This window comes from Zwartia vadi (assembly GCF_030410375.1).
GTDB lineage: Bacteria > Pseudomonadota > Gammaproteobacteria > Burkholderiales > Burkholderiaceae_B > Zwartia > Zwartia vadi.
Window position 1 is genome coordinate 84,945 of record NZ_JAUHHE010000013.1, and the last position, 26,921, is coordinate 111,865.

Below are 26,921 nucleotides of genomic sequence, written 5' to 3' on the forward strand. Positions count from 1 at the left end.
AAAAGCGCTCATAGTCTCATGCAGCCTGGGCTTTAACCGGTAAACCGGGAAAGGCTGGCGGCTTGGCAAACCAGAATAAAAACGTCCCAGCGCCTGCGATCAATGCCAGCACGGTAAAGCCCAGGTCGTAGTTGCCTGTGGCATCACCCATAATGCCGGCCAGCAAAGGACCGGATACCTGACCGACCGCAGTCAACATGGCCGAAAGCCCAAGAATCATACCGATCGATTTACGGCCAAAATAATCCGCCCGGATGGCCTGCATAAATGGACCGCGAATCCCCCAGGCCAAGCCGTGAAAGACCGCAAACAACACCAACATCACAGGACCCAGCGCGTAGGTAAGCATCAACATACCAATCATGTGCATGGTCATGCATACCGCAGCGACCCGATTTTTCTGAAGCTTGTCACCCAGCACGCCCCCAAGTAAAACACCGATCACCTGAAAACCCGTCATGAGCGTTATGTAAAAAGATGCCTGCGCGATGGAATAGTCCAGAGAAATCCGCATGTGATTAATGGCATGGGTGTTGACAGCTGTCACGATAATGAGCGCGACGCCATGACCGGCAGAAAGCAGCCAAAATGCCTTGGTTCTAAGCGCTTGTTTAGCGGTGAACTCAGGCTCCGGTTTTTCAGGAACAACCGCGCCTTTGACGTCGACAGCACCCCGTTGAGCACCTAAACCATCGACTGTTTCGCCAAAATCTTCTGGGCGGCGGCGGAAAATACACGCCAATGGATAACCCACAACGATCGAGATCACTCCGCAACCAAACGCAGTTTCACGCCACCCGATACTTTCCATGCTCCAGGCTACCAAAGGCACAAACATCCCGCCAAGCGCCAGACCGAGCCCCACCATCGATAAGGCACGGGCGCGCTTTTTTTCAAACCATTGAATCACACCTACATTCAATGGAAAATAACCTGCCATTGACGAGCCAATTGCAATCACCACGACCGCACCGTAAAACCCTAGAAGCGTGTCAATTTGGCTTAGCAACATAAAACCAATACCAAAAACAATCACACCCAGCCTGATGACGCCTCGCGAACCAAAACGGTCAAGGAACCACCCTAAAACAGGACCGATAACCGCCGCCTCCATGGACATCATGGCAGAGGCACCAGAGACAGAGGTTTTACTCCAGCCCTTGTCTTGAATCAGAATGGCAACGTAGGCTCCGAAAGCCTGATGCAACATCATCGACTGGATAAACTGCAGCGAAGCTGCAGCAAACACCATTTTCCAACCGTAAAAAATCTTCATGCAAAAGGACCGTTTGTCTCCTGGCCTAGCTCTGGATTATCGTTTTTCCCAGAGTTTCACCATTTTTTTCGTGTAGGTATCAACCCTAACATAAAGCAGATTCTTTTGCAGAGTGAAAATAGACACATCGTCCAATATGCACCTCCCTAAAAACCTTCGCGCTTGATATAGTGTCCTTTCGCAAGCATCACTCCCAATCACAATTAAGAGGTCATCGTGGCAAAAGCTTATTGGATCAGTGCCTACCGTTCAATTTCCAACCCGGAAGCCTTGGCAGCCTACGCCAAACTCGCCGGTCCCGCCCTCACTGCTGCAGGCGGTAAATTTTTAGCACGCAACGAGGCCGCCGCCGTGAAAGAGGCTGGCGTCAAGCAGCGTACCGTGCTGATCGAGTTTGAAAGCGTCGAGGCGGCCTTGGCTGCTTACAACAGCCCTGCTTATCAAGAGGCAATTCGCGCCCTAGGCACAGGTGCGGCAGAACGCGACATACGAATCGTAGAAGGTGTGTAAGCGGTTTTAGCCGTGTTGGTTGGCTGGTGCGGCTTTATCCCACATTGCCGCGTGCCACTTGTATGCAATCGCTACAGTGGCAGCCAACCCAAGACTAGAGTAAATCAAGGTCGTGGCGACAAAGCCAACAATATCGATTAATGGGCCCGTCAAAAGCAGCCCTACTGGCAGACCCCAGATTGCCAAAATGCGTAAACCCATCACACGGCCACGATACTGAGCATCTGTTGCCCTGAGCATGACAGCGGCCAATGGAATCATACTAATACTTTGTACAAATCCTGCGCAAATCAAAATCGCCACACCCAGCATAAAGTGAGTGGTCGATCCAAAAAACATCAGCAAACAAAACCAAATACCCGTCGCCACCAACAACGCGCGTCCCGTGCCGAGCGAAAAACGGTTAGTCCCCAATACAATCGAACCGATCAGCGCACCAAAGGCAAAGCTTGCACTCAAGGTACCCAAGCCCGCTTGACCCACATCGTATACAGAGCGAGCGATGTAAGGGAGCAAACCCAGCGAGAAGGGAAACGCCAACAAGTTCACGAGAAACGCAATACTCATTGTGCCAAGCAACACAGGTCTGCCCCACACATAGGAAAAGGCATCCTGCAAGTCCGTGAAAGGAGATGGACGAGCGGTATGGATCACTTCGTTGGCAGGCTTGCCTGCCACCCGCATGGAAAAACAGAAGCTGACTAAATACAACAAAGTGATGCAAACATAAACCGGTACCATGCCGAACTGTGCAAAGATGCCCGCACCGGCCAAAGCACCAGCGATACGTGCGGAATCCGAAGTCATGCGCGAGATTCCCAACGCGGAAGTCAGCTGATCACTCGGCTGAGTCTGACCAATCAGGGCATAGCGCATCATCAGGTCTGAGGGACGGATTAAACCCACGACAGTGGCCAGCGCAATCACCGTCAAAGGGGTCAACAGGTCAAAGAAGGCAAGTGCCGCAATCGCCATAGCCGCAATGGCGTAGAGCCCACGAGTGATCATGAAAAGAACCCGGTAGCCGACCCGGTCACCTGCTACGCCCAAAAATGGTGAAATGAGTGCTCCGGTATATTGCAAGGCTCCATACACCACCAGCAACAGCACAGAGCCCGACTCAACCAGCACATACCACCCCAGCACCAAAATTTCCATCTCAAAGGCCCAGGATGTTGCCAGATCCGCGGACCATTGATAACGAAAACTGCGCACCTTAAAAGGTGCGCGGGAGGACTGCAGGATACTGCGCAACGCGCTCAACATGACCAGAAGTCAATACAGTATTAAACAAGCCTTATTCAAGCTTGATATTGCGCTCTTTGACCACCTGTTTCCAGGTGGCAGACTCTTTAGCCATAAAGTCAGCCAGCTCTTGGCGGGTAGTCGGATCAGGCGTCAAACCGTGCTTATTGAGTTGCGCACGGACCTCAGGATCATTCAAGACCTTGACCAGCTCCGTATTCCAGCGATCAAGTATGGGTGCAGGCGTTTTGGCAGGCGCAACAAACGCATACCAATTGGTGGCATTAAAGCCGGGATACCCTGACTCGGCCAATGTTGGGACGTCAGGCATCAGGTCTGTACGTTTTAAACCTGTCGTGGCCAGCGCTTTGAGTTTGCCCGTCTGAACATGCTGCACACTCGTCGTAGGAGTGGCGTAATACGCATCGATGCGGTTGCTCAGCAAATCCAACATGGCCGCGCTACCACCTTTATAAGGCACATGAATCAGCTCAACACCTGCGCGCTGCGCGAAAAGCTCACCCGCTAAATGAGCAGCCGAACCTACGCCTGTCGAGGCGTAGGTCATTTTGCCAGGTTCTTTTTTTGCAGCGGCAACCAGCTCGGCCAGCGAGTTGATTTTTAAATCCGGTGGCACAACCAGCACATTGGGAAAGTTCACGCCCATGGTGATGGGCGCCAAGTCCTTTAGAGGATCAAAATTCAACTTCATCAAATGAGGCGAAACAGTCATGGGGCCAATCGTACCCAGCAAGAGCGTGGTTCCATCAGGCTTGGCATTGACGACAGCTTGAGTCGCAATCACACCCCCCGCGCCGGGACGATTTTCAACCACGACCGGTTGACCGAGATTCGCGGAAAGACTTTTAGCCACAATGCGCGTGGCAGTGTCAGTACCGCCGCCCGGGACAAAACCAACCACAATCGTAATAGTCTGGCCCTTGGGAAAATCCTGAGACTGCGCAAGCGTTGGGGTAAACAGCGCGGTCAAAGCGAGAGATAGCGCACAGGCGGATGGCCAGGCTGACATTAAACGAATAGGCTTCAAAGCAATCTCCAGAGTTTCGTTTTATTTTTATGGACTGATACAGTCAAAGCATAGCGTAAATATAGCTTCAAAATCATCACTTTCCTCTTCTATTTCATCTCAACGTCTACGCAAGAAACTCGTCGTAGCGAATGGCTCTGCAACGCGATAAGATTGTGACTTCACAGGAGATAGCATGAAAATTCTAATTTTGGGTGCAGGCGGCGTGGGTGGATACTTTGGGGCCAGGCTGATTCAGGCAGGGGCTGACGTCACTTTTTTACTGCGGGACAAAAGACATCAAAAAATACAAACCGAAGGTCTTGTCGTTGAAACGCCGAGTGAAACCTTTACCTTGCATCCAAAGTCGGTTACCCGGGAGCAGCTCAAACCTGAATATGACCTGATCGTGCTGGCCCCCAAAGCCTACGACTTGGCCGATGCCCTGGACTCAGTCAGTGCAGCAAGCGCATCAGGCGTCATCTTGCCTGTCCTCAACGGTTTGCGTCACATTCAAACGCTGGACGAGAAGTTTGGCCGGGCGCGTGTCATGGGCGGTGTCGCCCACATCGCCGCCACGATTTCCAGCAGTGGTTCAGTCAAACAACTGACTGATCTCCACGCGCTTACAGTCGGGCATCGTGATCCTGCTCACGAGAAAATAGCCCGTGAGTTTTCGGCCCTTTGTGAAAAAGCAGCGTTTGACCATACCTACAGCGAGAATATCGAGCAGTCTCTCTGGGACAAATGGGTTTTTCTTGCAACGCTAGCGGGCATGACAACGCTTTGCCGCGGTCATGTCGGCAAAATTGCCGATGCCCCATGGGGCAAAGAGACGATGACAAGTTTTTATGCTGAAAGCTGTGCGATTGCGCAAGCGAATGGTTTTCCAACCAAAGAAAGTGCCCAGCAAAAAGCTCTTGCCATGCTCACCAAGTCAGGATCGAGCTTTGCCGCCTCGATGTTGCGTGACCTGACACAAGGCAATCAGACCGAGCACGAGCACATTCTTGGTGCCATGATTGAATATGGCGTACAGAAAAACGTGCCCTGCCCCTTGCTCAAAGCGGCACACACCCATATGGTCGTTGAGCAAAACAAGCCTTAAAGAGAGGGGTTCTCGGACTTAGCGCGATAGCGCGAGTCTGAGCCCAAAACCAATCAAGCACAGCCCTGCAATTTTTTCCATCGCAAATGCAACATGACGATTAGTGCGTAGACGCTCAGCCAGAGAGTGTGTCAACAAGATTGCGACGACTGAATACAAAAAAGCCAACACAGCAATGGTCAGGGCAAGAAAACCAAAGGTCAGCAAACCCATGTTGTGAACAGGATCTACAAACAAAGGAAAGAAGGCCATATAAAAAACAATGGCTTTTGGATTCAGCAAGGTAATAACTAAAGCTTGACGCAAGTAGTGATAGGGTTTGATATTGAGTACAGGGGCGGCACCTGGCTTGGCTAGCAACATTTTCATACCGAGCCAGGCCAGGTAAATCGCACCCATCCATTGAACGGCCTCAAATGCTACGGGGGATGCGGCAAGGACGGCCGCCAACCCGGCAAGCGCCGTCCAGCTCAACAATTGATCGCCTAGAATGATCCCAAAGGTCGCGGCAAAACCAGCTCGAATACCGCCTTTTGTGGTGGAGGTGATGATCACGAGATTACCCGGTCCGGGGATCAGCAAAAAAATGATAAATGCCGCGACAAAAGCTGGATAGTCGGTCACACCCAACATGAGAGGCTCCTCACCCTAGTGCCGATGGCTGCCATGACCAGACATTGAACTCGGATTATAGGTAGGTGGCTTAATCTCAAAAATCACCTTGACCTCGCCGGCCTTTTCAAAATTGAGTGTCACAGGCAATGACTCACCTGCTTTAAACGGCTCAGTCAATCCAAGAAACATAATGTGAAAACCGCCGGGCATCAGCTTGACCGTACCCGATGCGGGCACCTCGATCCCTTGCACCTCTCGCATTTTTGCCACGCCATTTTCAGTGATGATGGTATGAAGCTCCACTCGATTCACACCGGTCGTGCTGGCCGAAACCAAACGATCTGCTTGGCTCGCCTTGTTGTCAATCTGAACGTAGCCCGCACCATTCACCTGCCCGGGAACCGAAGCCCGAATCCAGGGGGTAGACAATTTCAAATCCCCAGCCACCTGCTCTGATGCCAAAACATTAAAAGATGCGCCAAAATACGAAACGCTCGACAAAAGCCCAGCAATCAGAATCGCGAGCGTTTTTTTGGAAATAGTGTTCATGCTGAAACCATGGCCTGTAAAAACTTTGTTAATCAAACTCTATAGCAAATATTAGCTGAAAACCTCTACACTGCTTTATGCGCTTGACCTCCCCACCCTCCGACTCCAACCCGACACCCACCCGCACCAACACCGCGGGCTCAGATCTCGCATCAACTGGTGGCAAACCTGTTGCGTTCCAACGTTCGTCAGGCCTCAGTCTTGGCACGATCCTGTCACTCGTTATCTTTGCTCATTTGCTCGTGATCGTCTTGTTGCTGACACACTTTGGCTGGCCCGGGGGCTCAGACGAAATGGACACCTCAATGTCCGGGCAATCAGGTCTGGTGATTCCTGTCACGCTCGAAACTGCCGACAAACAAGACACGTCCAAGCAAGACTCAGAACAACCTGCATCTGAGAAGCCCGACATGACACCACCGGTAGAAAAACCTGAGGATGATCAATCTGTAGATGATCAGTCTGCAGAGAAGCCTGTCGAGGAGAGGTCTGTGGACAAAAAATCTGTTGATGAAACGTCCGCGGATGAAAAGCCTGTAGAAGAACAACCCACCCAACCACCTCCACCCATTGCCCCACGTGAACCGGCGACGCCCTCATCGCGCTTACCGCTTCCAACAGTCACATCTTCAATTCAAGCTCGAAGTAGCGGGGATGCATCGTCTCAGCATCAGGACACAGGTTCTCGGGCCGAGCTGTCCGTCACACCCGCTAAAGTGGATCCAAACTATTTACATCGACCGGATCCAATCTACCCTCCACTTTCGAAGCGCATGCGTGAGCAAGGCAAAGTGCTTTTGCGTGTGAGCCTTGATGCTCAAGGTGCCGTGAAAGACATCAAGATTCAACAGAGCAGCGACTTTCAGCGGCTGGATCAAGCGGCTCTAGAGGCGGTTCGACAGTGGCGCTTTTTACCCGCAAGGCGTGGGCAGGAACCAGTGGCTGCGACAGTGGACGTACCTATCGAGTTCCGGCACCCATAGAAAGTAAGCGCTACTGATCTAGCATTGAATCGACCCGCTCGCACCACGAAGCTATTTTTTACTGCTGCCTTGCGCGGCACTTTCCTTAGCGCAAGAGCTGATACCTAACAACGGGTAAGCCGGACAAAAACGAAAAATACCGGTCAGCAAAGGAACCACGCCAATCCAGCCCCACACCCCCACCGTGCCAGTTGCCGCCAAGGCAATCAAAACCAATCCGACTGCGATCCGTAGGGTCCTATCGATGGTGCCTACATTGCATTTCATGATGACGATCCTTTTTAAACGTTGATACGATGAAACAAAACTCAAAGTGCCTCACAAAGCATTCAAGGGAATCTTCACATAAGAGATGCCATTCGATTCTTTGGGTGGCAATTCTCCCGCACGGATATTGATTTGCACGGCAGGCAAGATCAACACCGGCATTTCCAGTGTCGCATCACGCTTAGTACGCATCTCTACAAACTGCGCCTCAGTGATGCCGTCGTGGACGTGGATATTTTTAGCGCGCTGTTCAGCCACAGTTGTTTCAAACGCAACGTCACGACCTGCGGGTGGATAGTCATGACACATGAACAGCCGAGTTTCTGGAGGCAGACTCAACAAACGACGTGTCGACGCATAGAGGGTTTTCGCATCACCTCCTGGAAAATCGCAACGTGCGGTTCCAACATCAGGCATAAATAAGGTGTCACCCACAAACACTGCATCGCCAAACTGGTAAGCCATGCATGCAGGCGTGTGGCCTGGCACAAACAAAGCATGTCCCTCTAGGGCCCCTACTTTGAAGGGCTCGCCCTCTTTGATCAGCACATCAAATTGCGAACCATCTTGGCGGAACTCTGGTTCTAAATTGAATACACCCGCAAAAACTTTTTGCACCGTCGTGATGTGATCGCCAATCGCGACTTTTCCACCAAGTTTCTCTTTCAAATAAGGTGCAGCGGACAAATGATCGGCGTGCGCATGGGTCTCGAGAATCCATTCCACCTTGAGGTTGTTGGCGCGCACGAACTCGATCACCTTGTCTGCGGAAATGTGGCGCGTGCGCCCGGATTTAGGGTCGTAATCCAAAACCGAATCAATAATTGCGCATGCAGAACCAGGCTTTTCGTAGACAACATACGTGACCGTCCAAGTAGCTGGGTCAAAAATGCCATGAACCATTGGATTGACGCTTGCCTTGCTCATACAAACTCCCTTGCTGGTAAATAGTCGCTTTTAGTCACTGTTCCACGATCTCGTGATGCCTGGAACGATCAAATAGATTAATTAAAAATATTATATATAATAACAAAATGTTTGTAAATATATTATAATTTATTCAATCTTCATTCCCCTTAAATACTTATCCTGATTTTATATATGCACCATGATTACTGAAGAAGTCGTCCCATTTGAACTAGACACCATGAAGGCATCGGCAGCCAACGCTTGCAAACTCATGAAAGTCCTGACCAACCCTGACCGACTGATGATCTTGTGTCAGCTCGCGCAAGGTGAGCGATGCGTCAGCGATCTAGAAACCTCGCTTGGCATCATGCAGCCCACCCTCTCTCAGCAACTCACTGTTTTGCGCAACGAACAACTCGTCGTGACGCGCCGAGAGGGCAAAAACATCTTTTATCAGTTCGCCAGCCCTCAGGCCTTGGCAGTCATGGAAGTCCTTTACTCTCAATTTTGCGTAAATAACGGAGACGAGCAATGAATATCGACTGGAATCACTTCACACCTTGGAGCTCGCTATCAGGTGGCATCATCCTGGGCGTTGCTTCGGCCATTTTTATTCTGATCAATGGGCGGGTGCTTGGTATCAGCGGCATCGTGGGTGGTTTACTTCCTCCTAAATCTGGCGATACCTTTTGGCGCCTCGCTTTCCTGGCAGGTATGTTTGCATCCCCTTGGATCTTCGGCGCGCTTGCACCCTCGGACCTGATCCGCGCCCCACAAATCGATGCCGATACGTTCATGCTTGTGATTGCCGGCTTGTTGGTTGGTATCGGCACGCGTTACGGATCAGGTTGCACCTCGGGCCACGGTGTTTGCGGCCTCTCACGCATGTCGCCACGCTCGCTGGTTGCGACGGTCTCATTTATGGCGGCAGGTTTTCTGACCGTCTACGTTGTACGTCACCTCATTTAAAGGAGCGCAGAACATGCTTCGCTTTTTCGAATTTCTCGCAGGCTTGCTTTTCGGTCTAGGTCTGATTCTTTCAGGCATGACTAACCCAGCCAAAGTTCTTGGTTTTCTGGACCTGTTTGGGCAATGGGATCCTTCACTCGCCTTTGTCATGGGCGGTGCGATCTTGGTGGGTATCTTTGCTTTTGCTCTCGCAAAGAAACGCACGACAAACTTTTTTGGCGGTGCCTTGCATCTGCCCAAGTCTACCCACATTGACAAACGCCTGGTTGTCGGGAGCCTCATGTTTGGAGTCGGATGGGGACTCGCCGGTTTCTGCCCAGGTCCGGTGCTTGTTTCAATGGCAGCGGGGCACGAAAAGGCTCTGATATTCGTCATAGCAATGCTTGTGGGAATGATGGGCTTTGAAATCGCCGAGCGCGCAGCAGCCCGAAATAAAACTTGACTGAGCGAACAAGCAAACAAGCTATGAAACTGCCGACCCTGCCGATTCTTCACTGGGGCACTCAATACGATCGGGAACAGCTTGTCGGCGATCTGGTCGCGGCATTGATCGTCACCATCATGCTGATCCCGCAAAGTCTTGCCTATGCGATGCTGGCGGGCTTGCCTCCCGAAGTTGGCTTATACGCCAGCGTTGCTCCGCTCGTTTTATACACGTTACTCGGAACAAGTCGCGTTCTGGCTGTCGGCCCGGTTGCGGTCGTCTCTTTGATGACCGCCGCAGCCGTTGGCGAGCAAGCTGCGCTAGGCGTGCACAGTTATTGGCAAATCGCGCTGACACTGGCGTTCATATCCGGCGCGTTACTCTTGCTGATGGGATTCCTCAGGCTGGGTTTTCTGGCTAATTTTTTAAGCCACTCCGTTGTCTCTGGTTTTATTTCCGCTTCAGGCCTGCTGATTGCTGCCAGTCAACTCAAAACACTGATGGGTGTTCAGGCTTCGGGAGACAATTTTTTTGCGCTCATTTGGTCATTGATCCAGCAAATTCCCAGCACAAATGTGCTGACACTGCTTGTTGGCGTGCTCGTGACAGCCTTTTTATTTTGGGTGAGACAAAGGCTCAAGCCTTTGTTGCTCAATTTTGGATTAAATAAGCTTGCAGCAGACATCATCACCAAAGCGGGTCCCGTACTCGCCATCTTCGTGACGACGATTCTTGCTTGGCAACTCAATTGGCCTGACATGGGGTTAAAAGTTGTCGGCACCGTGCCACAGGGCCTTCCCCCACTGACAGCACCGCTTTGGGATCTCAAGCTTTGGCAGGATTTATTTGTACCGGCTCTGTTAATCAGTATCGTTGGGTTTGTGGAGTCGGTCTCGGTGGGACAAACACTTGCCGCCAGACGTCGTGAACGCATTGAACCCAATCAAGAACTTGTCGCACTCGGTGCATGTAATGTTTCAGCGTCTTTAACCGGTGGGTTTCCTGTAACGGGAGGCTTTGCGCGTTCGGTCGTCAACGCAGACAGTGGCGCCCGCACACCTGCTGCAGGCTTATTTACTGCCGCCGGCATCACCCTCGCCTCGTTACTGCTTACGCCTGCCTTGTTTTATTTGCCCCAGGCAACACTTGCCGCAACAATTATCGTGGCCGTGTTGTCGCTGGTGGACTTCAGCATTTTCAGACACACCTGGCAGTTTTCCAAAAAAGATTTCGCCGCTGTCACCACAACCTTGATTGCAACCCTTGTTCTCGGTGTGGAGCTCGGTCTGGTCACAGGCGTTGTATTGTCTCTGGCCATGCACTTGTACAACAGTAGCCAACCTCATATCGCAACAGTAGGTCTTGTCCCGGGAACGGAACACTTTCGCAACGTCTTGCGCCACGACGTGCGGACCAGTCCAACCGTCTTGTGCCTGCGCATTGACGAGAGCCTGTACTTCGCCAACGCTCGCAATATCGAGGATCGCCTAAACGCCGAGGTTGCTGAAAACCCACAACTTAAACATGTTGTCCTGCAGTGTTCGGCGATTAATGACATTGATGCCAGCGCGCTGGAAAGTCTCGAAGCCATAGAAAAGCGTTTGCGCGAATCGGGTATCTGCCTGCATCTCTCCGAGGTCAAGGGCCCTGTCATGGATCGTCTTGAGAAATCAGACTTTCTGAAACATCTCAGCGGACAAGTATTTTTGACAAATTATCGTGCGGTGCAGCATCTCTGTCCTGAAATTATCAACGCTTAGTATGTGCTTTAATCAGATTCATGGAAAATTCGCCGCGGTTATTTAATAAGAATCTGGTGTTGCTGATTTTGTGTCAGGGCATCTTTCTCACCAACAACATTACGTTTGTCGCGATCAATGGCCTAGTCGGCCTAAGCTTGACTAACATCACCTGGATGGCCACCTTGCCCATCATGGGTTATGTGGTCGGTGGAGCGCTTTCAACCGGAATCGTTGCACGTACACAAAAAAAATACGGCAGACAAAAATCTTTTCAACTCGGCTTGTTGGTTGCCGTGCTGTCTTCGCTCATTTGCGGTTATGCAGCCTATTCAAAAAACTTTTGGCTTTTGACCTTCGGCACCTTTGTCGCGGGTTACTACAGCGCAAACGGTCAACTTTATCGATTTGCCGCGGCTGAACTCACACACGTCAGCCTCAGAGACAAGGCTATTTCATGGGTGTTGGCTGGAGGTATTCTGGGTGCTGTTGCGGGTCCGAACCTCGCGGCCTTGACCAAAGACACTTTCGACACCCCTTTTCTGGGTGCCTATTTAACACTGACTGCCGCGGGCATTCTCGGGCTGATTGTCATGCACTTCATTCATTTTCCGGATGAAGTAGCTGTGAAAAAGGTCCTCCCCGCCGGACGCAGTACCCTTGAACTCCTCAAGCAACCTGTTTTCATGGTGGCCGCGATCAGTTCCGCGCTGGGCTATGGCGTCATGAACTTGCTCATGGCAGCAACCCCGCTTGCCATGAAAGTCTGTGGCCTACCCTTCTCAGATGCGGCCCTAGTGCTTCAATGGCACGTCATCGGAATGTTCGCTCCCGGCTTTTTCACTGGATCCTTGATCAAAAAGTTTGGGACCTACAGAATTATGATTCTGGGTATCGTGCTGAACTTTGTTTGCATCATAATCGCGCTCTCTGGCGTGGAGGTTTATCAGTTCTTGTTGTCGTCCTTTATTCTGGGCGTCGGTTGGAACTTCCTTTTCACTGGCGCAACAAGTTTGGCCATGACGGCTTATAGACCCGAAGAAAAAGACAAAGCTCAAGGCATTGTCAACTTCTTTGTCTTTGCAACGATGGCAATCACTTCGTTTAGCTCAGGCGCTCTGGTCACGACATCAGGCTGGGATATTCTGAACTTCGCCTCGCTGTTCCCCGTTGCACTCATGGGTGTCGCCCTCATCTGGTTACGCTTTAAACAAGAGCAGGAAAAAAAGCTTCAAGCTCTTTCCACCTGACGAATCAACGGCTACGATGAAAGCCTAGGCGGGCGCCCAACAAGATGCCCGCCACCGCGACAACTGAGCTCAACGCGAGTGTCGATAAGCCCGTCAGTCCCTGACCGATTGAGCAGCCTAAAGCCAGAGAGCCACCCACCCCCATGGATACGCCACCCACGATATAGCGCAGCATCTCGCGTGGCGAACTAAATCCCTGTAGATGCAAACCTTTGCGCAACCAGGCAATCAAGAAAGAACCCAACAAGACACCTAATACAGCCGAAACCCCGAAGCTCAGCTTCATGCCAGTCGCGATCATCGCGTACTGGATTGTTTCGCCAATCGGTGCGACAAAGGTCAGGGAGACCAGATTGACAGGCTCAAACTCATCGAAGGCCAACCAGCCCGTTGAAAACCAGCCAGCCACAATTAAAAGACCCATCACGAAGCCAGCAAACAAGTCTCTTTTATGACGAAGCAAGTTCAGCTTCCAAAAACTGAATGCGAACAAACCAAGCAGTAACAGACTGACCACCCAGCCCTGAGCGATCACAGGCAGGTCGGCAATACTTCCGCCGGAAACGGCTGTCGTCTGGGCCAAGACCATACGCAACGGACCAAATACACCCGTCAAGGTCATATAGGCCGAAATCCCAAGGCAGAGCAACACAACAAGAGAGCGCAGGTTACCCTGTGCGCACAACACGAGCGTGCGGGCACCACATCCGTTGGCCAGCATCATCCCGTAACCGAACAGCCCCCCCCCAACAAATACCAACAACCATGAAAAAGTGGGCCCACGGTAGATGGATTTACTTAGGTCAATCATCTCAAAGTGCGCCAGGGCTTGTGTGCCAATGATCGCTACGCCAAGCGCCAATACGAAAGACTGCGCCTTATGCAACGCACCGGACTGCCAGTACTCTTTGAACGCGCGATTCAAACAAAATCCCGAATATTGTCCGGTGGCACCAAACGCCAGACCAATCGCGAGCCCCGACCAAATCAATATTTCCTGAACATTCATGACGCCTGTATTCCCAATGTGTTTTGAGGAATTTTACCCGGGCGCCCTCTCATTGCGGGACCCAGGCTGCATGGCGCGCCAGTGTGCGGAGCTGTTTCCAGGTTTGAGCTTCTTTACGCACTGCAGGCCACAAACGCAGTAATAACTCAGCTGTGGCAAACGCATCGGACGCCGCCTGATGCCGAACTGCACATTCGATTTCGAAGTGTGTCAACCAATCATCCAACGCCCGCGCTTTACTGTTGCCACCCACCACACGCGCAATGGGCTCGATATCGAGCCATTCGTTTACCAAGGGGGGCAACTGATAACGCCGAAACGCCCGTTCAATCATCGCGGCATCAAACGCTGCATGAAACGCCAGCAAGGGCGAGCCGTTCGCCCAGGCTCTGAATTGTTCAAGCGCCTCTTCGGGTGCGCACCCTTCTGTTTGCGCCTGCACGCCGATATGATGAATCAGAATATTATCTTTAGTGGAAGGCCGGGCCTGACGCAAAACAATTTCAAAACTATCACCAATCATAAGCTCCAGGCGAGCGCTAGAGGGTGTGTAGCGTAGTGCGACTGCAGCGATAGCCAAAAGCTGATCGTTTTTCGGATCGAGCCCCGTTGTCTCAACATCAAGCATGATCCAACGCTGAGAAAGACTTCGATCCTCGGAGGTCCGATCAAAAAGTGCACGCGCGCGGCGCTTGAGCTCAGCGAACATAATCAAGCTCTAGACGTTGCTGCAGAGAGCGAATACGCGCCAGGGACCCCTTTAAAATAGTGCGGTCGACTGCATTCAATGTATCCACATTCAAAGCATTAGGATTATCCCCAATCATGCCACCGTCCAACTGAATGGCAAGACGCAACGTCTGAAGGTACTGAAATGCTGCAATCCACGCTGAGCTTTCTTTTTTGGGTACTCCAGCAACTCTACCCAATGCAGCCAGACGCTCCTGCGTGTTGAGGGACTCGATCCGATTGGCCAATGCGTATATACGCGCGACCTCGACCACAATCGCCGTACCCTGCATTTTCAGATCGATCACCTGCTTATCGTCAATTTTTTTAGTGTCAAGACTCCCCAGCCAATTGAGCGGCACACTGTTACGCAGCGCAGACTCAGCCATCAACTTTAAAAATCTGGGTTTAGCGGCGGCCCACTCGGTGACCTCGGTGCGAAGTTCCTTCAACAGTTGATCGTTACCTACAAGCGACCTGAAATCAAAAAATATTCCCGCATTGAGCAGGTCCTCAGGATGCCCATGTTCAACCCAGTGAGCAAAGCGATTGCGCCATTCCTGTTGCGTTAAACAAAGCGTCGGATTACTCGCCATGATGTTGCCCTTGCAAAGCGGATAACCACAAGCATCCAGGGCGACATTGACCTCGCGCGCAAAATTCAAATACCGATCTTTGATCGTCGCATCGGCCCGGTCCACATATATCAGCGCATTATCCTGATCAGTTGCAATGGTTTGTTCGCTGCGACCTTCCGAGCCCAGGGCGATCCAGGCAAAATCATCGAGGTCCAACCCATGCTGATGCGCCAATAAAATCACCAAACGCGAAGTCAATACATCATTGAGATGACTAATTAAAAAGGTCAGTTGCCGAGCCTTGACGCCTTGGCCTAACAAGCTGCGCGCAAACTTGCGAATGTTCGAGGCACAGTCTTGGAGCGCGGCAACATCCTCCGCCATTCTGATCGAAGAACTGATCGTATCGAACGAAAGCCTTTGTAAAGAAAACAGATCGCGCTCAGAGATACAGCCCACAATCCGGCCCTGGTCCAAAACAGGCACATGACGGATGCGAAACCGCGACATCATAACGGCGGCTTCCTCAGCGGTATCATCGACAGTCAGTGTTTTGACATTTTTAGACATCACCTCACAGATGGGCGTATCAAGACTGATGCCTGCCAAGGTCACGCGACTCAACACATCGTCTCGCGTCAAAATACCCAAAATCTCGTGACCGTCCTCGGTGATCAAGACCGATCCGACTTGTTTTTCATGAACAAGCGTCAATGCCTCCCGCAAAGAAGTTTGTGGATGCGTCACGATCGGGACACGTCGAATCAAATCGCCGAGTCGGCTCTCTAGAGATTGTTCGTGTAAAGCTTTGGATGCAACACTATTACGCATGGCCTGCCTGGATTGCTCAAGCAACATCCAGACACGGTTATTAGAGAAGTCTCGAAATATTTGCGAACGACCCAAGAGCTCCTGCAACGCAGCTGCTGGCAACAGCAAACAAAAACAATCCGTCACCGCGGTATAAGTAGCCGCTACAGGCCGTGCAGCCAAACTCGCACTGAGAGAAAATAAATCGCCAGGCTCCATCTCGAAGACCGTTTCGACCAAGCCCGGGTTGACTCGTTTACCAGATACACGCCCCTGTCGAATCAAATAGAGATCTCTAGGCGGTCCGTCTGCAGGCGACAAGATGACTTCGTCAGGAGCGAAATATGCTTCAGAGGATGATGTCAGGAAAAAATCAACATCCTCGATTGCCATTTGAGAAAATGGCAATCGTTGCATCACCTGTTGGCGGAGATTTTGAACCAGGCTAGGTGAAGTCATCGCAAGCCTCCATTGAAGTCTGTGGCGTCCTGAGCACTGGACCGCAAACCTCGGCAAGAGGCTTGCGGTGAATGAAGTATCTTACAACTTCATGTGTTGCGGGAGTAATGTCGCCAATTCAGGCACAAAATAAAGTACCAACACAGCAAACACCATCAAAAAGAACAAAGGCGATGATACTCGGGCGATATAAGGCAAATCGCGTTTGGTCATGCCTGCAAGCACAAACAAGTTAAAGCCTACAGGTGGAGTGAGCTGAGCCATCTCAACGACAAACACAATAAAAATACCAAACCAAATGAGGTCGATACCGGCGGCCTGAACGGTTGGCAATAAAACACCCATGGTCAGTACAACCATGGAAATACCGTCCAAGAAACACCCCAAAATCACGAAGAACACCATCAAGACGATCACTAGCCAGAATTGGGACAGGCCCAAACTGCCTATCCATTCAGCCAAAGCACGAGGCAAACCAATGTATCCCATTGAAAGCGTCAAGAACTGAGCGCCCGCGAGAATCAGTGCAATCATGCAATATAAACGGGTCGCACCTGTAAGAGAGCCTTTGAAAGTCGTCCAGTTTAGAGAGCCCTGAAACGCAGAGATCACCAAGGAGCCCACCACACCGATTGCTGCCGCTTCAGTCGCTGTGGCAATCCCGCTGTAAATAGACCCCAACACGCTTGCAATCAACAGAAGAACCGGAATCAAACTACGGGACTGATAGACCTTTTGACGAAAAGACATTTCCTCGTCGGCCTGGGGTACTTGGGAGGGATTGCGCCACGCCCAAAACATGATGTACCCCATAAACAGAATAGCCAGAAAAATACCTGGCAAGATCCCGGCGATGAAAAGCTTGGCAATCGATACCTCAGCCGCCACGCCATACACGATCATGATGATCGAAGGTGGTATGAGCAAACCAAGCGTACCGGCACCTGCTAGCGTACCGATCACCATGTCATCGGGATAGCCCCGCTTTTTAAGCTCGGGAAGGGTCATTTTGCCGATTGTTGCGCAGGTTGCGGCAGAAGAGCCCGACACCGCAGCGAAAATCGCGCAACCAATCACGTTTGTATGGAGCAAGCGACCTGGCAATTTATTGAGCCAGGGCGCGAGACCTGTGAACAAATCCTGAGAGAGCCGGGTTCGAAATAAGATCTCGCCCATCCACAAAAATAACGGGAGCGCAGTGAGCGTCCAGCTCGAAGAAGCTCCCCAAATCGTAATGGCCATCGCGTCGCCAGCGGGACGGGTGGAGAACAACTCCATGCCAATCCAGGCTGTGCCCGCTAGCGTCAAACCAACCCAGACGCCTCCAGCCAGAAAGCCAAAAAGCGACACGACCAACAGCGTGACAATCAAAATATCATTCATTGCGCTGTGGCTCCTGTGAATCGATCAACAAACCTTGCCCACGGATGCGTGCCACCAACAAATCAACGAAAGCGATCACAAACAGAATATTGCCAGCGGCCATAGAGAGCTGTGGAATCCAGAGAGGCGTCGCATCATTGCTGGTAGAAATATCATTAAACGTGAATGAGTCCATCACCAGTTTGGAGCTAAAAAACGCGAGCGTGATCGCAACAGCAAGTCCGACAACCATCGCACCGATATCGAGACGGCGTTGCCCACCAGGAGACAATGCATTGAGGAGGATCGTCACACGGATATGTTCGCCATGACGCAAAGTCGAGGCCAACGCAAAAAACCCTGCTGAAGCCATCAAATAGCCAGCATAGGCGTCGAGTCCTGAGACGTGGAAAGTAAATTGCCTACTGACGATGCTCAGGAGCACCGTCAGCAGGACACCAATTAAAGAAACCGCCGCCAAAAACTCGGCGGCGGAATACAGACCATCAAGAAAACGTCGCATCGATTATTTTTTCAAAGCGTCAACAATAGCCTGACCATCTTTACCAGACTTCTTGAGGTAGTCAGCCAGCATCTTCTGACCCACTTCATTCAAACCCTTAGTCAACTCAGGGCTAGGAGTAATGATTTGTCCGCCATTCTTGGTCCAGGCAGCCTTGTACTCGTTGGTTTTGGCTTCTGAAATCTTCCAGCCTCGCGCTTCAGCACGGGCGCCTGCTTCCAGAACAGCTTTTTTGGTATCGGCATCCAAAGCATCAAAGGCTTTCTTGTTCATCAAGATTGCATTCTTGGGGATCCAAGCCTGATTATCGTAAAACTTCTTGATGTACTCATAGGTCTTTGTATCAACACCCGTAGCGCTGGATGACATATAGGAGTCGATGACACCAGTCGCCATGGCCTGCGAAAGTTCGGCAGCCTGGATCGTCACAGGTTGTGCACCGACCAATTCAGCGATCTTGGAAGTCGCGGGACTATAAGCGCGCCACTTCAAACCCTTCATGTCGGCAACTGAATTCAGATCGCGGTTTGTGAAAATACCCTGTGGGGGCCACGGCACTGTAAACAGCAACATCATGCCTTGCGAAGCCAACTTCTTTTCCAGGTATGGCTTTTGAATATCAGCGAGTTTTTTCGCGCCCGCGTAGCTTGACACCAGGAATGGCAAGCCATCTAGTTCATAAATGGGATCTTCGTTCGCGAAGTTCACCAGCAAGATTTCGCCAAGCTGAGCCTGATTGCCCTGCACGGCGCGCTTGATCTCGGGCGCCTTGTACAAAGAGGCATTGGCGTGAACAGTAATATTCAACTTGCCTTTTGAGGCCTGTGCCACGTCTTTGGAAAACTCGACTAAGTTTTCAACGTGGAAATTTGTGGGCGAATACGCCGAGGGCAAGTCCCATTTGGTTTGGGCCTGGGCCGAAAAACCAGCCGAGGCGATCAGCGCGCCGGCAAGCAAAGATACAGTTTTACGCATGAGGGTGTCCTTGAGCGAGAGAATCAGTCGACGAATCGACCATAGTTGTTCAGTTGACAGAGTCACACTCTATCAAAGCACGATGAGTGTATGCGTGACCGCGAATTGTCACAATCAAGTATCACCCATTTCAGGGTAAATACCTAGGGTGTCGACCCTTTTGACTGAAGGCAGGGTGTGTCTGTAAAGTAGCCCGTCTTTGTATTGTTATCAGGATCAGCATTCATGTCCAACCCATTCGCAGTTTTTGTGACCGCCATTGGCGGCCCCGATGTTCTGAAGGCTCAGCCCATTTCCATGCCCGTTCCTGGTGCAGATGAGGTTGTGATCGAGCAAACCGCCGTGGCCGTCAATTTTGTGGACATCTATTTACGCGCAGGGCAACCGCACTCCCATAACCCCACTCCGCCTTTTATACCAGGGGTGAGTGGCGTGGGGCGTATCAAAGCGGTTGGCAGCAACGTTCACGATCTCAAGGTCGGGGATAAAGCCACCTATACAAATGCCGGAGTTGGGAGCTATTGCACCCATGTTGCCCTCCCGGCCGAGCGCGTCATACCAGTCCCTGAGGCACTCGACGATGTGCGCGTCGCTGCGGGGTTGGTGCGCACCCTCACCTCGCAATATTTACTCAAACAAATGCGCCCCCTCAAGCCCGGCACATGGATTTTGGTGCACGCCGCAGCCGGCGGAGTGGGTCAAATTTTGGTGCAGTGGGCAAAACGCTTGGGCTTAATCGTCATCGCCACAGCGGGTAGCGACGCCAAAATCAATACTGCGCTCAAACTTGGTGCAGACTATGCGATCAACTACCGTACACAGGACTTTGTTGCCGAAGTCATGCGCATCACGCAGGGCAAAGGGGTCAGCGTGGTATTCGACTCTGTCGGTAAAGACACGTTCGACGGCTCAGTGAAATGCCTGGCTTCCCGTGGATTGGTTGTGAACTACGGCACGGCATCTGGACAAGTCGAGGGCTTTAAATTGCAAGACCTGCACAGCAAATCTCTTTGGGTCTGTCGACCTACCTTGAAAACCTATGTCGCAGACCGCGCAGAGATGCTGGCAATGAGTAAAGAAGCTTTTGAAATCCTGGGTGATCCAACAATCCGCCTGGATATTGAAACCGTTTTGCCTCTGAGCCAAGCAAGCGAATCGCATCGCCTGCTTGAGAGCCGAAGCACGCAGGGTGCGATTGTGTTGATTCCAGACGCACTGTATAAACATCAGTAATATTTCAGCAGTCTCGGGGATTGGCACTCGCCCGAATAAACTTTTCAATAACAATCAGGAGATTCATATGCGTTTAATCAAATCAGTATTGGCGGGTGCGGTCGCCCTGTCGGTATTCAGCCCAATGGCAATGGCTCAATACCCTGAAAAACCTATCCGCATGGTGGTGGGCTACGCCCCCGGCGGTGCGGCGGACAAACTTATCCGTCCTATCTCGGATCAATTGTCTAAGGTGCTCAAGCAGCCCATCATCATTGAGTACAAGCCAGGTGCGGGTGCTTCAGTTGCCGCGGATTTCACCTCCAAGGCAGCCCCGGACGGCTATACCCTGCACATCACAGACTCTGGTCCCATGACCATTTTGCCCAACATGAAAAAAATGGGCTATGACCCGATCAAGGACTTCACACCGATCTCGATGATCGGCGAAGGTGGCGTTGTTGTGGTGGTGCTCCCGACATCACCGGCCAAGGACATGAAGTCTCTCGTCGAATTAGCGAAAAAAGATCCGCAAAAATGGAGTTACGGGACCTCGGGCGTGGGCGGTGTGGGCCATCTCGCGGGCGAGCAATTCAAAGCTGCAGCCAAGCTTGATATTGCGCATATCCCATACAAAGGCGGCAATCCCGCCATCACTGAATTGCTTGGCGGTCATGTGCCATTCCTGTTCTCCTCCCTGGGATCAGCCGCTGCGCAAATCCAGTCAGGCAAACTTGTTGCTTTAGCCGACACAGCCAGCAAGCGTAGTTCGATGTTTCCAAATGTTCCCACCATGGCTGAATCCGGTTTTCCGGGCTTTGACGCGACAATTTGGTTTGGAATTGTGGGACCTGCCGGTTTGCCCAAAAACGTCATGGACACACTCGTGCCTGCACTCAGCAACATCATGAAAGATCCTGCCGTCATCGCGGCAATCAAGCGTGAAGGTTACGAGCCTATGGACTTTACGCCTCAACAATCCGCAGACCGTATCAAGTCCGACCTGGCCAAGTGGGGCAAGACAGTCAAGGATGCAAACATCAAGGCTGAGTAAGCTCTATTCACGCTTTGAGATTTACATGAAAAGGGCCGCTCTTAAGCGGCCCTTTATCACTCTAAAATCAATCTATTCAATACTTTTACAAGGCTTCAAAGATGTCTCTACCCTCCGCTCAATTGACGTCCATGCCCGAACAAGTGTCGCTCGACCTAGAGCGTCCTTTCCAAGCGATTCGACTGGAAAGCCCTCTCAATGGTCCTCGCCTGATTGTGACTGCAGCCGTACACGGGAATGAAACCTGCGGAACCTTTGCTATCGAACGCATCGTCAAAGAGTTTCAGGAAGGTTCACTCAAACTCAAGCGCGGTGCCGTGACCTTCGTACCCGTCACCAATCCCAAAGCCTATCGCTTACAACGTCGCAATGGCGATCGCAACCTCAATCGTCGATTGATCCCTACGGATACACCTGTCCAATACGAAGATCACATCGCAAATTGGCTTTGTCCGCTTTTAGCCGAACACGACGGCCTGCTCGACCTGCATTCCTTTCAGAGTGGTGATCAGCCTTTTGCGCTGTTTGGTCCGAAAAATAATAACGATTCTCTTGAGCCCTTTGCACAGGCCGAGATCGAAGAAGCACTCGTACAAAGACTGGGCTGTTCGCGCTTTGTCTATGGCTGGCTAGAAACCTATGCCAAAGGCATCCAACGGCGCGCAGAGCAAGTCAAAGCCGGACGCTTTAACGCTAAGGATGTGGATGTCGATACACGTTATGGCATCGGCACGACAGAGTACATGCGTTCAACAGGGGGCTGGTCAATCACTCTTGAGTGCAGCCAGCATGATGATCCGGGTGGACGAGAGGTTGCTTATCAGGCGATCATCAACACCATGATTTATCTTGGACTGATAGAAGGATCAACCCCGCCAGTCGCCCGGGATGTCCAAGTGTTGGGTTTATATGATGTGTACGATCGCTTTGATTTAAATGACAGCTTCGCAAAAGTCTGGAAAAGCTTTGACCCGATCGCAAAAGGCGAAGTCATCGGTACGCGCGCAGACGGCACCGTATTACGGGCAGAACAAGATTGCTTGATTGTGTTTCCCAATATTAAGTCTCAACCCGGCCAAGAGTGGTTTTATCTGGCTCGCGCTGGAGGACGTCTTGGGCTCTAATACAATTAATCTGCTGATGGCGCGTGAGGTCACAAGCTTTGAGCGAGCAGCCATTGGGTCAAAACTTCCGTAGCCAACATAAAGTCCTCGGTAGCCATCGCCTCGTCAGGGTGATGGCTACCGTTTGGATTACGAATAAAGAGAAAACCGAAGGGAATACCCGCCGCACAAAAGGCTGCGGAATCATGCGATGCCGGACTCGGCAAATCACAAACAGGCACAGACAAGAACTGTGCACAGTCTCGGAGTTGCTGTGTCAAAAGCGGATCGGCCTGAGCAACCTGTGCACTGGCGCGTGGCCCCAAGTCGATCGAGACGCCTCGCTGTCTTTGCACCTCATCTACGAGCGCAAGAAAGTCCGACTCCAGCTCTTGCAAGTCGGCTTGGCAATACGCTCTCACATCGAGACTCATATTGAATTCGCCCGGAACAACCGTTAAGCCGTGGCGCTCGGAGTTTGTATAAAACTCTCCATTCGTGCAGGCCATCAATCGGCCCTCACGCTCCCACCGCGCCCAAATCCTGTCCAGTCCAAGGGCAAGATCCGCACCGGCGAGTGAGGCATCATGTCTAAAGCGGCGTCCCAGTCCAACATGGCCGTACTCGCCCGTGATTCGGATGCTTGGATAACGAAAATTACCCGGCACCCCTGTCCCGATTGCAATCGGAAAACCTGTCAGAGCCAGACTTGGCGCCTGTTCGATGTGAACTTCCATAAAGGCACGGACATTTTGAGTCGATAAAAAACGATCTCCGCGCTTGACCGCCTCAGGATCACCTCCCGCCTCAGTCAAATGCTCAGCCAGGGTCCGGCCGGTATCAATTCTGCGCGCCTCCAATGCCTCAGGCTGCAACAGGCCCAGCGCACCGCGACTGCCAATGTAGGAGACCTGAAACCAAATACTCTCTTCAGCCCGTACACCCATCACCATGACATCGCAAGGCAACTCAATATCGGCTTGCTTGAGCGCCTGCAAGGCAATCAAGCCCGACACCACGCCGGCAGCGCCGTCGAAATTACCGCCCCCCGCGACAGAGTCAAGATGAGAACCAATCACAATCGCCGGCAAACTGCGATCCTGACCCGGCAGTACCATGTAGGTGTTGCACATGTAATCTTGCTTAACCTCTAAACCGATGGCCGCAGCATGTTTAGACAATAAGTCGTGGGCAAAGGCCTCACCCGGTCCGTACGTGTCCCGAGTTACCCCTCCGCGCACCGGGTCAAGGCTGCCTGCACGCAAAGCATCGAACAGGCTTTGCGCCTGAGGAAAAAGTTGAGCGATTTCTATTTTGCGCATTGCTTCACTAAACCCTTACGTCGAGGGCTATCATGTTGAAAATGTAATCTATACACTTTAGCTTAACGTAGAAGCGTTGTGGCAAGACCTCTTGCCAGAAGAGATTTTTTTGAACATTCTCGCTCTCCTCATTGTCGGACTTGGTGCATCCATTGCGCCGCTGGATTTTTCTGTCAATGTTGCCTTTCCTGCCATTACACGTGCGTTCGATCTGGATACGCAGGCGATTCGCTGGATACCGCTCAGCTATGTTCTCACCTATGGCGTGCTTGTCATCGGATTTGGGGCTGTTGGCGATCGTATCGGTCATCTCAGGGTCTTTAGACTTGGACTGCTGATGGGTACTGTGGCGCTCACGCTCTGCGCCCTCGCGCCGACCTATCTCTGGCTCGTCTTCGCTCGCGTGTTGCAAGGCATCAGTATGGCGCTCACACTTTCTTGCGCGCCCGCTCTTGTCACTTTTTTGTATGCAGAGCACGAACGCACACGTGCCCTATCAGCCTATGGCAGCATGACCTCGATTGCCAGCCTGGTCGCACCGCTTGCAGGGGGTCTAAGCATCGCCTGGATGGGCTGGCCTGGTGTGTACTGGTTTCGCGTGCCCTTGGCTCTACTCGCCCTCACAGCGCTACCACTGATTCAGTCGCGACTCCGTCATCGCCCTGCGACAATCTCAACGCGCTCGGGTGGGTCTTCAACTATTTTTTTACTCTTTAAGATTTTTAAAACCACTCCGACCTTTGTCTGGATTAACGTCATCAGCGTGACCGTACAAATGGCGAGCTTCACCATTCCCTTGCTCGTCCCGTATTACCTCTCGCAAGTCGCACACTGGGGACCTGCCGAATCTGGGTCTGTCCTGGCAGTCTGGGCATCAGGTACTTTGATTGGCTCGGCGCTCGCCGCCCAAATCGCCTTACATCTGGGCACGAACCGAACAGCTTTTCTCGCGGGTTGGATATGTGTTCTGGGACTCGCTCTCACGCGCCTGTGGTCACTCGAAATTTCTTTGACTCTGATTTTTATCGCCGTCTTTTTGCATGGCGCAGGCCTGGGATTATTTCAGGTGTCTTACTCGGATTGGGTCCTCAGAACATTGCCTGTACAAGCGCGCGGGGTAGCCGGTGGCCTGACCGTTTTTACACGCACAATCGGAGTCGTGAGTGCTGCTTTGCTGTGGCTCTGGTTGCTTGAGCAAAGTCGTCTAAACGCCCTGGATGCGGGGCTCAGCCAAGAAGCAGCATTTCTGCAGGGCTTTCACTTGATCTGTTTATGCTCTGTCATGCTGATCGCAACCATACTGCTCTCGAGCAGCGTGGTTCGGGGGCTTTGGTGGACGCGACTGGTACAAAAAAACGAGTGATCCTCGCGGAGTCACTCGTTTGAATAAGACAATTAAAATTAATAATTAATAAACGCCCTGCTCAAGCATCGCATCGGCAACCTTCACAAAACCAGCGATATTGGCACCATCGAGATAGTTGATCTGCTTGTTGGCGGCACGACCATAGCGCACGCAGTTTTCATGAATATTGCACATGATCGTGTGCAGGCGACGATCGACCTCGTCACGATCCCAGGACAGTCTCAAGGCGTTTTGGCTCATCTCGAGTCCCGATACCGCCACGCCACCCGCGTTGCTGGCCTTGCCTGGCGCATACAACACACCCGCGGCGATGAAAGCATGGGCGGCATCGAGTGTCGCAGGCATATTCGCACCTTCAGCCACGCACTGGACACCATTTTTGATCAACATCTTGGCATCTTTGATGTCGAGTTCATTTTGTGTGGCGCAAGGCAGCGCGATATCAACTGGCACATGCCAGGGACGCTTACCTGCTTCGAACTTCAACTTAAAGCGTGCTGCAAAAGACTTCAAGCTGCCGCGCTCCACGTTTTTCAGGTGCATCAACGCTGCAAGTTTTGCCTTGTTGAAACCCGCTTCATCAACAACCGTGCCCGTAGAATCAGACACAGTCACGACCTTGGCACCAAAGGCCATTGCTTTTTCAATGGCGTACTGAGCCACGTTACCGCTGCCGGATACAGAAACGCGCATGCCCTCGAAGCCCTTGCCCTGACGGGCCAACATTTCCTGCGCAAAATACACGGTGCCATAGCCCGTTGCCTCAGGACGTATCAAGCTTCCACCAAAGCTCAGGCCCTTGCCGGTGAAGACCGAGCCATTCGAGTTGGAGAGTTTTTTCATCATGCCAGCCATAAAGCCGACTTCGCGCGCGCCCACACCCATGTCGCCAGCAGGGACATCGGTATCAGGACCCAAATGACGGTAAAGCTCTGTGATCAACGCCTGGCAAAAGCGCATCACTTCCATGTCTGACTTGCCTTTGGGATCAAAGTCAGAACCGCCTTTTCCGCCCCCCATGGGTAGTGTCGTCAGAGAGTTTTTAAGAGTCTGTTCGAATGCCAGGAACTTCAGAATCGACATGTTCACCGAGGGGTGGAAACGCATGCCACCCTTGTAAGGTCCGATGGCTGAGCTGTGCTGGACACGGAAGGCGCGATTGACTCGAACAACGCCTTGGTCGTCTACCCAAGAGACGCGAAACTGAATCAAACGCTCGGGTTCAACCAGACGCTGCAACAAGCCATATTGAGCGTATTTGGGGTTCTTTTTGACGAAAGGCCAAAGACTGCCCATCACCTCTCTCACCGCTTGCATGTATTCAGGTTGGTGAGGATCACGGCTTTCGACTTGTTTGATAAAGTCTGCTTGGCTCTGGGCTTTCATTAAGCGCTCCAAATGAGTGAATAAAAGAAATTTTGGCAACGCGTGAATATAGTGCAAAAAATAATCAGATTTGCACGCTTTTAAAGCAAAAAAACGAGTAAAACGAACATTTTTAATAAAAACGACAAAAAAGCACTATCTTGGTGCAAAAATACGCACCAA

The 26,921-nt window shown here is 51.7% G+C and carries 27 protein-coding genes; 12 read left to right on the top strand and 15 right to left on the bottom strand.

Annotated features, from left to right (window positions below):
• Positions 1 to 16: 16 nt before the first annotated feature.
• Positions 17 to 1,276, bottom strand: a complete 1,260-nt coding sequence (locus QWY27_RS12050) for an MFS transporter (RefSeq protein ID WP_290198622.1) — start codon at positions 1,274 to 1,276, stop codon at positions 17 to 19.
• A gap of 216 nt (positions 1,277 to 1,492) precedes the next feature.
• Between QWY27_RS12050 and QWY27_RS12055 the strand changes: the two genes are divergently transcribed.
• A complete protein-coding gene (locus tag QWY27_RS12055; protein WP_290198623.1) occupies positions 1,493 to 1,786 on the top strand; it encodes a DUF1330 domain-containing protein in 294 nt (97 codons plus the stop codon).
• Positions 1,787 to 1,792: 6 nt separating this feature from the next.
• On the opposite strand, the gene QWY27_RS12060 is transcribed toward QWY27_RS12055, so the two are convergent.
• Entirely contained in the window at positions 1,793 to 3,052 is a 1,260-nt protein-coding gene (locus QWY27_RS12060) for an MFS transporter (RefSeq protein ID WP_290198624.1), read from the bottom strand.
• A gap of 31 nt (positions 3,053 to 3,083) precedes the next feature.
• A complete protein-coding gene (locus QWY27_RS12065) occupies positions 3,084 to 4,061 on the bottom strand; it encodes a Bug family tripartite tricarboxylate transporter substrate binding protein (RefSeq protein WP_290198657.1) in 978 nt (325 codons plus the stop codon).
• A gap of 193 nt (positions 4,062 to 4,254) precedes the next feature.
• On the opposite strand from QWY27_RS12065, the gene QWY27_RS12070 reads away from it, so the two are divergent.
• Positions 4,255 to 5,166, top strand: coding sequence for a ketopantoate reductase family protein (locus QWY27_RS12070; protein ID WP_290198625.1), 912 nt, complete (start codon positions 4,255 to 4,257; stop codon positions 5,164 to 5,166).
• 18 nt (positions 5,167 to 5,184) lie between these two features.
• Here QWY27_RS12070 and QWY27_RS12075 read toward each other — a convergent pair whose 3' ends face one another.
• Complete coding sequence (locus tag QWY27_RS12075) at positions 5,185 to 5,799, bottom strand: LysE family transporter (RefSeq protein WP_290198626.1); 615 nt, start codon at positions 5,797 to 5,799, stop codon at positions 5,185 to 5,187.
• 15 nt (positions 5,800 to 5,814) lie between these two features.
• Positions 5,815 to 6,330, bottom strand: a complete 516-nt coding sequence (locus tag QWY27_RS12080; protein ID WP_290198627.1) for a copper chaperone PCu(A)C — start codon at positions 6,328 to 6,330, stop codon at positions 5,815 to 5,817.
• 77 nt (positions 6,331 to 6,407) lie between these two features.
• On the opposite strand from QWY27_RS12080, the gene QWY27_RS12085 reads away from it, so the two are divergent.
• The gene (locus tag QWY27_RS12085) at positions 6,408 to 7,313 is read left to right on the top strand and encodes an energy transducer TonB (protein ID WP_290198628.1); all 906 of its coding nucleotides are present in this window, start codon (positions 6,408 to 6,410) and stop codon (positions 7,311 to 7,313) included.
• Between the two features lie 51 nt (positions 7,314 to 7,364).
• Here the strand turns inward: QWY27_RS12085 and QWY27_RS12090 are convergent, their stop codons facing one another.
• Both QWY27_RS12090 and QWY27_RS12095 read right to left on the bottom strand, forming a co-directional pair.
• Positions 7,365 to 7,580 (bottom strand): YgaP family membrane protein, encoded by a 216-nt coding sequence (locus tag QWY27_RS12090; RefSeq protein ID WP_290198629.1) that lies wholly within the window; start codon positions 7,578 to 7,580, stop codon positions 7,365 to 7,367.
• A gap of 51 nt (positions 7,581 to 7,631) precedes the next feature.
• On the bottom strand, positions 7,632 to 8,507 hold the full coding sequence (locus tag QWY27_RS12095) for an MBL fold metallo-hydrolase (protein WP_290198630.1): 876 nt from the start codon (positions 8,505 to 8,507) through the stop codon (positions 7,632 to 7,634).
• A gap of 181 nt (positions 8,508 to 8,688) precedes the next feature.
• Between QWY27_RS12095 and QWY27_RS12100 the strand changes: the two genes are divergently transcribed.
• From QWY27_RS12100 to QWY27_RS12120, 5 genes are read left to right on the top strand one after another with little or no spacing between them, the layout of a single operon-like run.
• The gene (locus tag QWY27_RS12100; RefSeq protein WP_290198631.1) at positions 8,689 to 9,024 is read left to right on the top strand and encodes an ArsR/SmtB family transcription factor; all 336 of its coding nucleotides are present in this window, start codon (positions 8,689 to 8,691) and stop codon (positions 9,022 to 9,024) included.
• A complete protein-coding gene (locus QWY27_RS12105) occupies positions 9,021 to 9,458 on the top strand; it encodes a YeeE/YedE family protein (RefSeq protein WP_290198632.1) in 438 nt (145 codons plus the stop codon). Before QWY27_RS12100 ends, QWY27_RS12105 begins: the two co-directional genes overlap by 4 nt.
• A 13-nt stretch (positions 9,459 to 9,471) precedes the next feature.
• Entirely contained in the window at positions 9,472 to 9,900 is a 429-nt protein-coding gene (locus tag QWY27_RS12110; protein WP_290198633.1) for a YeeE/YedE family protein, read from the top strand.
• A 23-nt stretch (positions 9,901 to 9,923) separates the two neighbouring features.
• Positions 9,924 to 11,642: a SulP family inorganic anion transporter gene (locus QWY27_RS12115; RefSeq protein WP_290198634.1), complete on the top strand. Its 1,719-nt coding sequence runs from the start codon at positions 9,924 to 9,926 to the stop codon at positions 11,640 to 11,642.
• A 20-nt stretch (positions 11,643 to 11,662) separates the two neighbouring features.
• Positions 11,663 to 12,871: an MFS transporter gene (locus QWY27_RS12120; RefSeq protein WP_290198635.1), complete on the top strand. Its 1,209-nt coding sequence runs from the start codon at positions 11,663 to 11,665 to the stop codon at positions 12,869 to 12,871.
• Positions 12,872 to 12,875: 4 nt separating this feature from the next.
• On the opposite strand, the gene QWY27_RS12125 is transcribed toward QWY27_RS12120, so the two are convergent.
• The 6 genes from QWY27_RS12125 to QWY27_RS12150 all read right to left on the bottom strand — a co-directional run bounded on the left by QWY27_RS12125 (position 12,876) and on the right by QWY27_RS12150 (position 19,316).
• Entirely contained in the window at positions 12,876 to 13,880 is a 1,005-nt protein-coding gene (locus QWY27_RS12125) for a YeeE/YedE family protein (protein ID WP_290198636.1), read from the bottom strand.
• Positions 13,881 to 13,929: 49 nt separating this feature from the next.
• Positions 13,930 to 14,589, bottom strand: coding sequence for a 3'-5' exonuclease (locus QWY27_RS12130; RefSeq protein ID WP_290198637.1), 660 nt, complete (start codon positions 14,587 to 14,589; stop codon positions 13,930 to 13,932).
• Positions 14,579 to 16,456, bottom strand: coding sequence for a DUF294 nucleotidyltransferase-like domain-containing protein (locus QWY27_RS12135; RefSeq protein WP_290198638.1), 1,878 nt, complete (start codon positions 16,454 to 16,456; stop codon positions 14,579 to 14,581). Before QWY27_RS12135 ends, QWY27_RS12130 begins: the two co-directional genes overlap by 11 nt.
• Before the next feature lie 81 nt (positions 16,457 to 16,537).
• Complete coding sequence (locus QWY27_RS12140; protein WP_290198639.1) at positions 16,538 to 17,839, bottom strand: TRAP transporter large permease; 1,302 nt, start codon at positions 17,837 to 17,839, stop codon at positions 16,538 to 16,540.
• Entirely contained in the window at positions 17,832 to 18,341 is a 510-nt protein-coding gene (locus QWY27_RS12145) for a TRAP transporter small permease (protein ID WP_290198640.1), read from the bottom strand. Before QWY27_RS12145 ends, QWY27_RS12140 begins: the two co-directional genes overlap by 8 nt.
• Positions 18,342 to 18,344: 3 nt before the next feature.
• Entirely contained in the window at positions 18,345 to 19,316 is a 972-nt protein-coding gene (locus tag QWY27_RS12150; protein WP_290198641.1) for a TRAP transporter substrate-binding protein, read from the bottom strand.
• A gap of 225 nt (positions 19,317 to 19,541) precedes the next feature.
• On the opposite strand from QWY27_RS12150, the gene QWY27_RS12155 reads away from it, so the two are divergent.
• From QWY27_RS12155 to QWY27_RS12165, 3 genes are all read left to right on the top strand, one after another.
• Complete coding sequence (locus tag QWY27_RS12155; protein ID WP_290198642.1) at positions 19,542 to 20,549, top strand: quinone oxidoreductase family protein; 1,008 nt, start codon at positions 19,542 to 19,544, stop codon at positions 20,547 to 20,549.
• Between the two features lie 67 nt (positions 20,550 to 20,616).
• Entirely contained in the window at positions 20,617 to 21,582 is a 966-nt protein-coding gene (locus tag QWY27_RS12160; protein ID WP_290198643.1) for a Bug family tripartite tricarboxylate transporter substrate binding protein, read from the top strand.
• Positions 21,583 to 21,683: 101 nt separating this feature from the next.
• Positions 21,684 to 22,706 (top strand): M14 family metallopeptidase, encoded by a 1,023-nt coding sequence (locus tag QWY27_RS12165; protein WP_290198644.1) that lies wholly within the window; start codon positions 21,684 to 21,686, stop codon positions 22,704 to 22,706.
• A 29-nt stretch (positions 22,707 to 22,735) separates the two neighbouring features.
• Here the strand turns inward: QWY27_RS12165 and QWY27_RS12170 are convergent, their stop codons facing one another.
• Positions 22,736 to 24,007 (bottom strand): M20/M25/M40 family metallo-hydrolase, encoded by a 1,272-nt coding sequence (locus tag QWY27_RS12170; RefSeq protein WP_290198646.1) that lies wholly within the window; start codon positions 24,005 to 24,007, stop codon positions 22,736 to 22,738.
• Between the two features lie 109 nt (positions 24,008 to 24,116).
• Between QWY27_RS12170 and QWY27_RS12175 the strand changes: the two genes are divergently transcribed.
• On the top strand, positions 24,117 to 25,370 hold the full coding sequence (locus tag QWY27_RS12175; protein ID WP_290198647.1) for an MFS transporter: 1,254 nt from the start codon (positions 24,117 to 24,119) through the stop codon (positions 25,368 to 25,370).
• A gap of 45 nt (positions 25,371 to 25,415) precedes the next feature.
• Here the strand turns inward: QWY27_RS12175 and gdhA are convergent, their stop codons facing one another.
• Positions 25,416 to 26,759: an NADP-specific glutamate dehydrogenase gene (gene gdhA / locus QWY27_RS12180; RefSeq protein ID WP_290198648.1), complete on the bottom strand. Its 1,344-nt coding sequence runs from the start codon at positions 26,757 to 26,759 to the stop codon at positions 25,416 to 25,418.
• Between the last annotated feature and the right edge of the window lie 162 nt (positions 26,760 to 26,921).

Excerpts from the sequence above, each read along its gene's own strand:
- QWY27_RS12170 (WP_290198646.1), bottom strand. The coding sequence starts at position 24,007 with ATGCGCAAAATAGAAATCGCTCAACTTTTTCCTCAGGCGCAAAGCCTG.
- QWY27_RS12095 (WP_290198630.1), bottom strand. The coding sequence starts at position 8,507 with ATGAGCAAGGCAAGCGTCAATCCAATGGTTCATGGCATTTTTGACCCA.
- QWY27_RS12060 (WP_290198624.1), bottom strand. The coding sequence starts at position 3,052 with ATGTTGAGCGCGTTGCGCAGTATCCTGCAGTCCTCCCGCGCACCTTTT.
- QWY27_RS12115 (WP_290198634.1), top strand. The coding sequence starts at position 9,924 with ATGAAACTGCCGACCCTGCCGATTCTTCACTGGGGCACTCAATACGAT.
- QWY27_RS12075 (WP_290198626.1), bottom strand. The coding sequence starts at position 5,799 with ATGTTGGGTGTGACCGACTATCCAGCTTTTGTCGCGGCATTTATCATT.
- gdhA (WP_290198648.1), bottom strand. The coding sequence starts at position 26,759 with ATGAAAGCCCAGAGCCAAGCAGACTTTATCAAACAAGTCGAAAGCCGT.
- QWY27_RS12135 (WP_290198638.1), bottom strand. The coding sequence starts at position 16,456 with ATGACTTCACCTAGCCTGGTTCAAAATCTCCGCCAACAGGTGATGCAA.
- QWY27_RS12090 (WP_290198629.1), bottom strand. The coding sequence starts at position 7,580 with ATGAAATGCAATGTAGGCACCATCGATAGGACCCTACGGATCGCAGTC.
- QWY27_RS12130 (WP_290198637.1), bottom strand. The coding sequence starts at position 14,589 with ATGTTCGCTGAGCTCAAGCGCCGCGCGCGTGCACTTTTTGATCGGACC.
- QWY27_RS12050 (WP_290198622.1), bottom strand. The coding sequence starts at position 1,276 with ATGAAGATTTTTTACGGTTGGAAAATGGTGTTTGCTGCAGCTTCGCTG.
- QWY27_RS12165 (WP_290198644.1), top strand. The coding sequence starts at position 21,684 with ATGTCTCTACCCTCCGCTCAATTGACGTCCATGCCCGAACAAGTGTCG.
- QWY27_RS12070 (WP_290198625.1), top strand. The coding sequence starts at position 4,255 with ATGAAAATTCTAATTTTGGGTGCAGGCGGCGTGGGTGGATACTTTGGG.
- QWY27_RS12085 (WP_290198628.1), top strand. The coding sequence starts at position 6,408 with ATGCGCTTGACCTCCCCACCCTCCGACTCCAACCCGACACCCACCCGC.
- QWY27_RS12150 (WP_290198641.1), bottom strand. The coding sequence starts at position 19,316 with ATGCGTAAAACTGTATCTTTGCTTGCCGGCGCGCTGATCGCCTCGGCT.
- QWY27_RS12120 (WP_290198635.1), top strand. The coding sequence starts at position 11,663 with ATGGAAAATTCGCCGCGGTTATTTAATAAGAATCTGGTGTTGCTGATT.
- QWY27_RS12105 (WP_290198632.1), top strand. The coding sequence starts at position 9,021 with ATGAATATCGACTGGAATCACTTCACACCTTGGAGCTCGCTATCAGGT.
- QWY27_RS12065 (WP_290198657.1), bottom strand. The coding sequence starts at position 4,061 with ATGTCAGCCTGGCCATCCGCCTGTGCGCTATCTCTCGCTTTGACCGCG.
- QWY27_RS12140 (WP_290198639.1), bottom strand. The coding sequence starts at position 17,839 with ATGAATGATATTTTGATTGTCACGCTGTTGGTCGTGTCGCTTTTTGGC.
- QWY27_RS12160 (WP_290198643.1), top strand. The coding sequence starts at position 20,617 with ATGCGTTTAATCAAATCAGTATTGGCGGGTGCGGTCGCCCTGTCGGTA.
- QWY27_RS12110 (WP_290198633.1), top strand. The coding sequence starts at position 9,472 with ATGCTTCGCTTTTTCGAATTTCTCGCAGGCTTGCTTTTCGGTCTAGGT.
- QWY27_RS12100 (WP_290198631.1), top strand. The coding sequence starts at position 8,689 with ATGATTACTGAAGAAGTCGTCCCATTTGAACTAGACACCATGAAGGCA.
- QWY27_RS12080 (WP_290198627.1), bottom strand. The coding sequence starts at position 6,330 with ATGAACACTATTTCCAAAAAAACGCTCGCGATTCTGATTGCTGGGCTT.
- QWY27_RS12155 (WP_290198642.1), top strand. The coding sequence starts at position 19,542 with ATGTCCAACCCATTCGCAGTTTTTGTGACCGCCATTGGCGGCCCCGAT.
- QWY27_RS12125 (WP_290198636.1), bottom strand. The coding sequence starts at position 13,880 with ATGAATGTTCAGGAAATATTGATTTGGTCGGGGCTCGCGATTGGTCTG.
- QWY27_RS12145 (WP_290198640.1), bottom strand. The coding sequence starts at position 18,341 with ATGCGACGTTTTCTTGATGGTCTGTATTCCGCCGCCGAGTTTTTGGCG.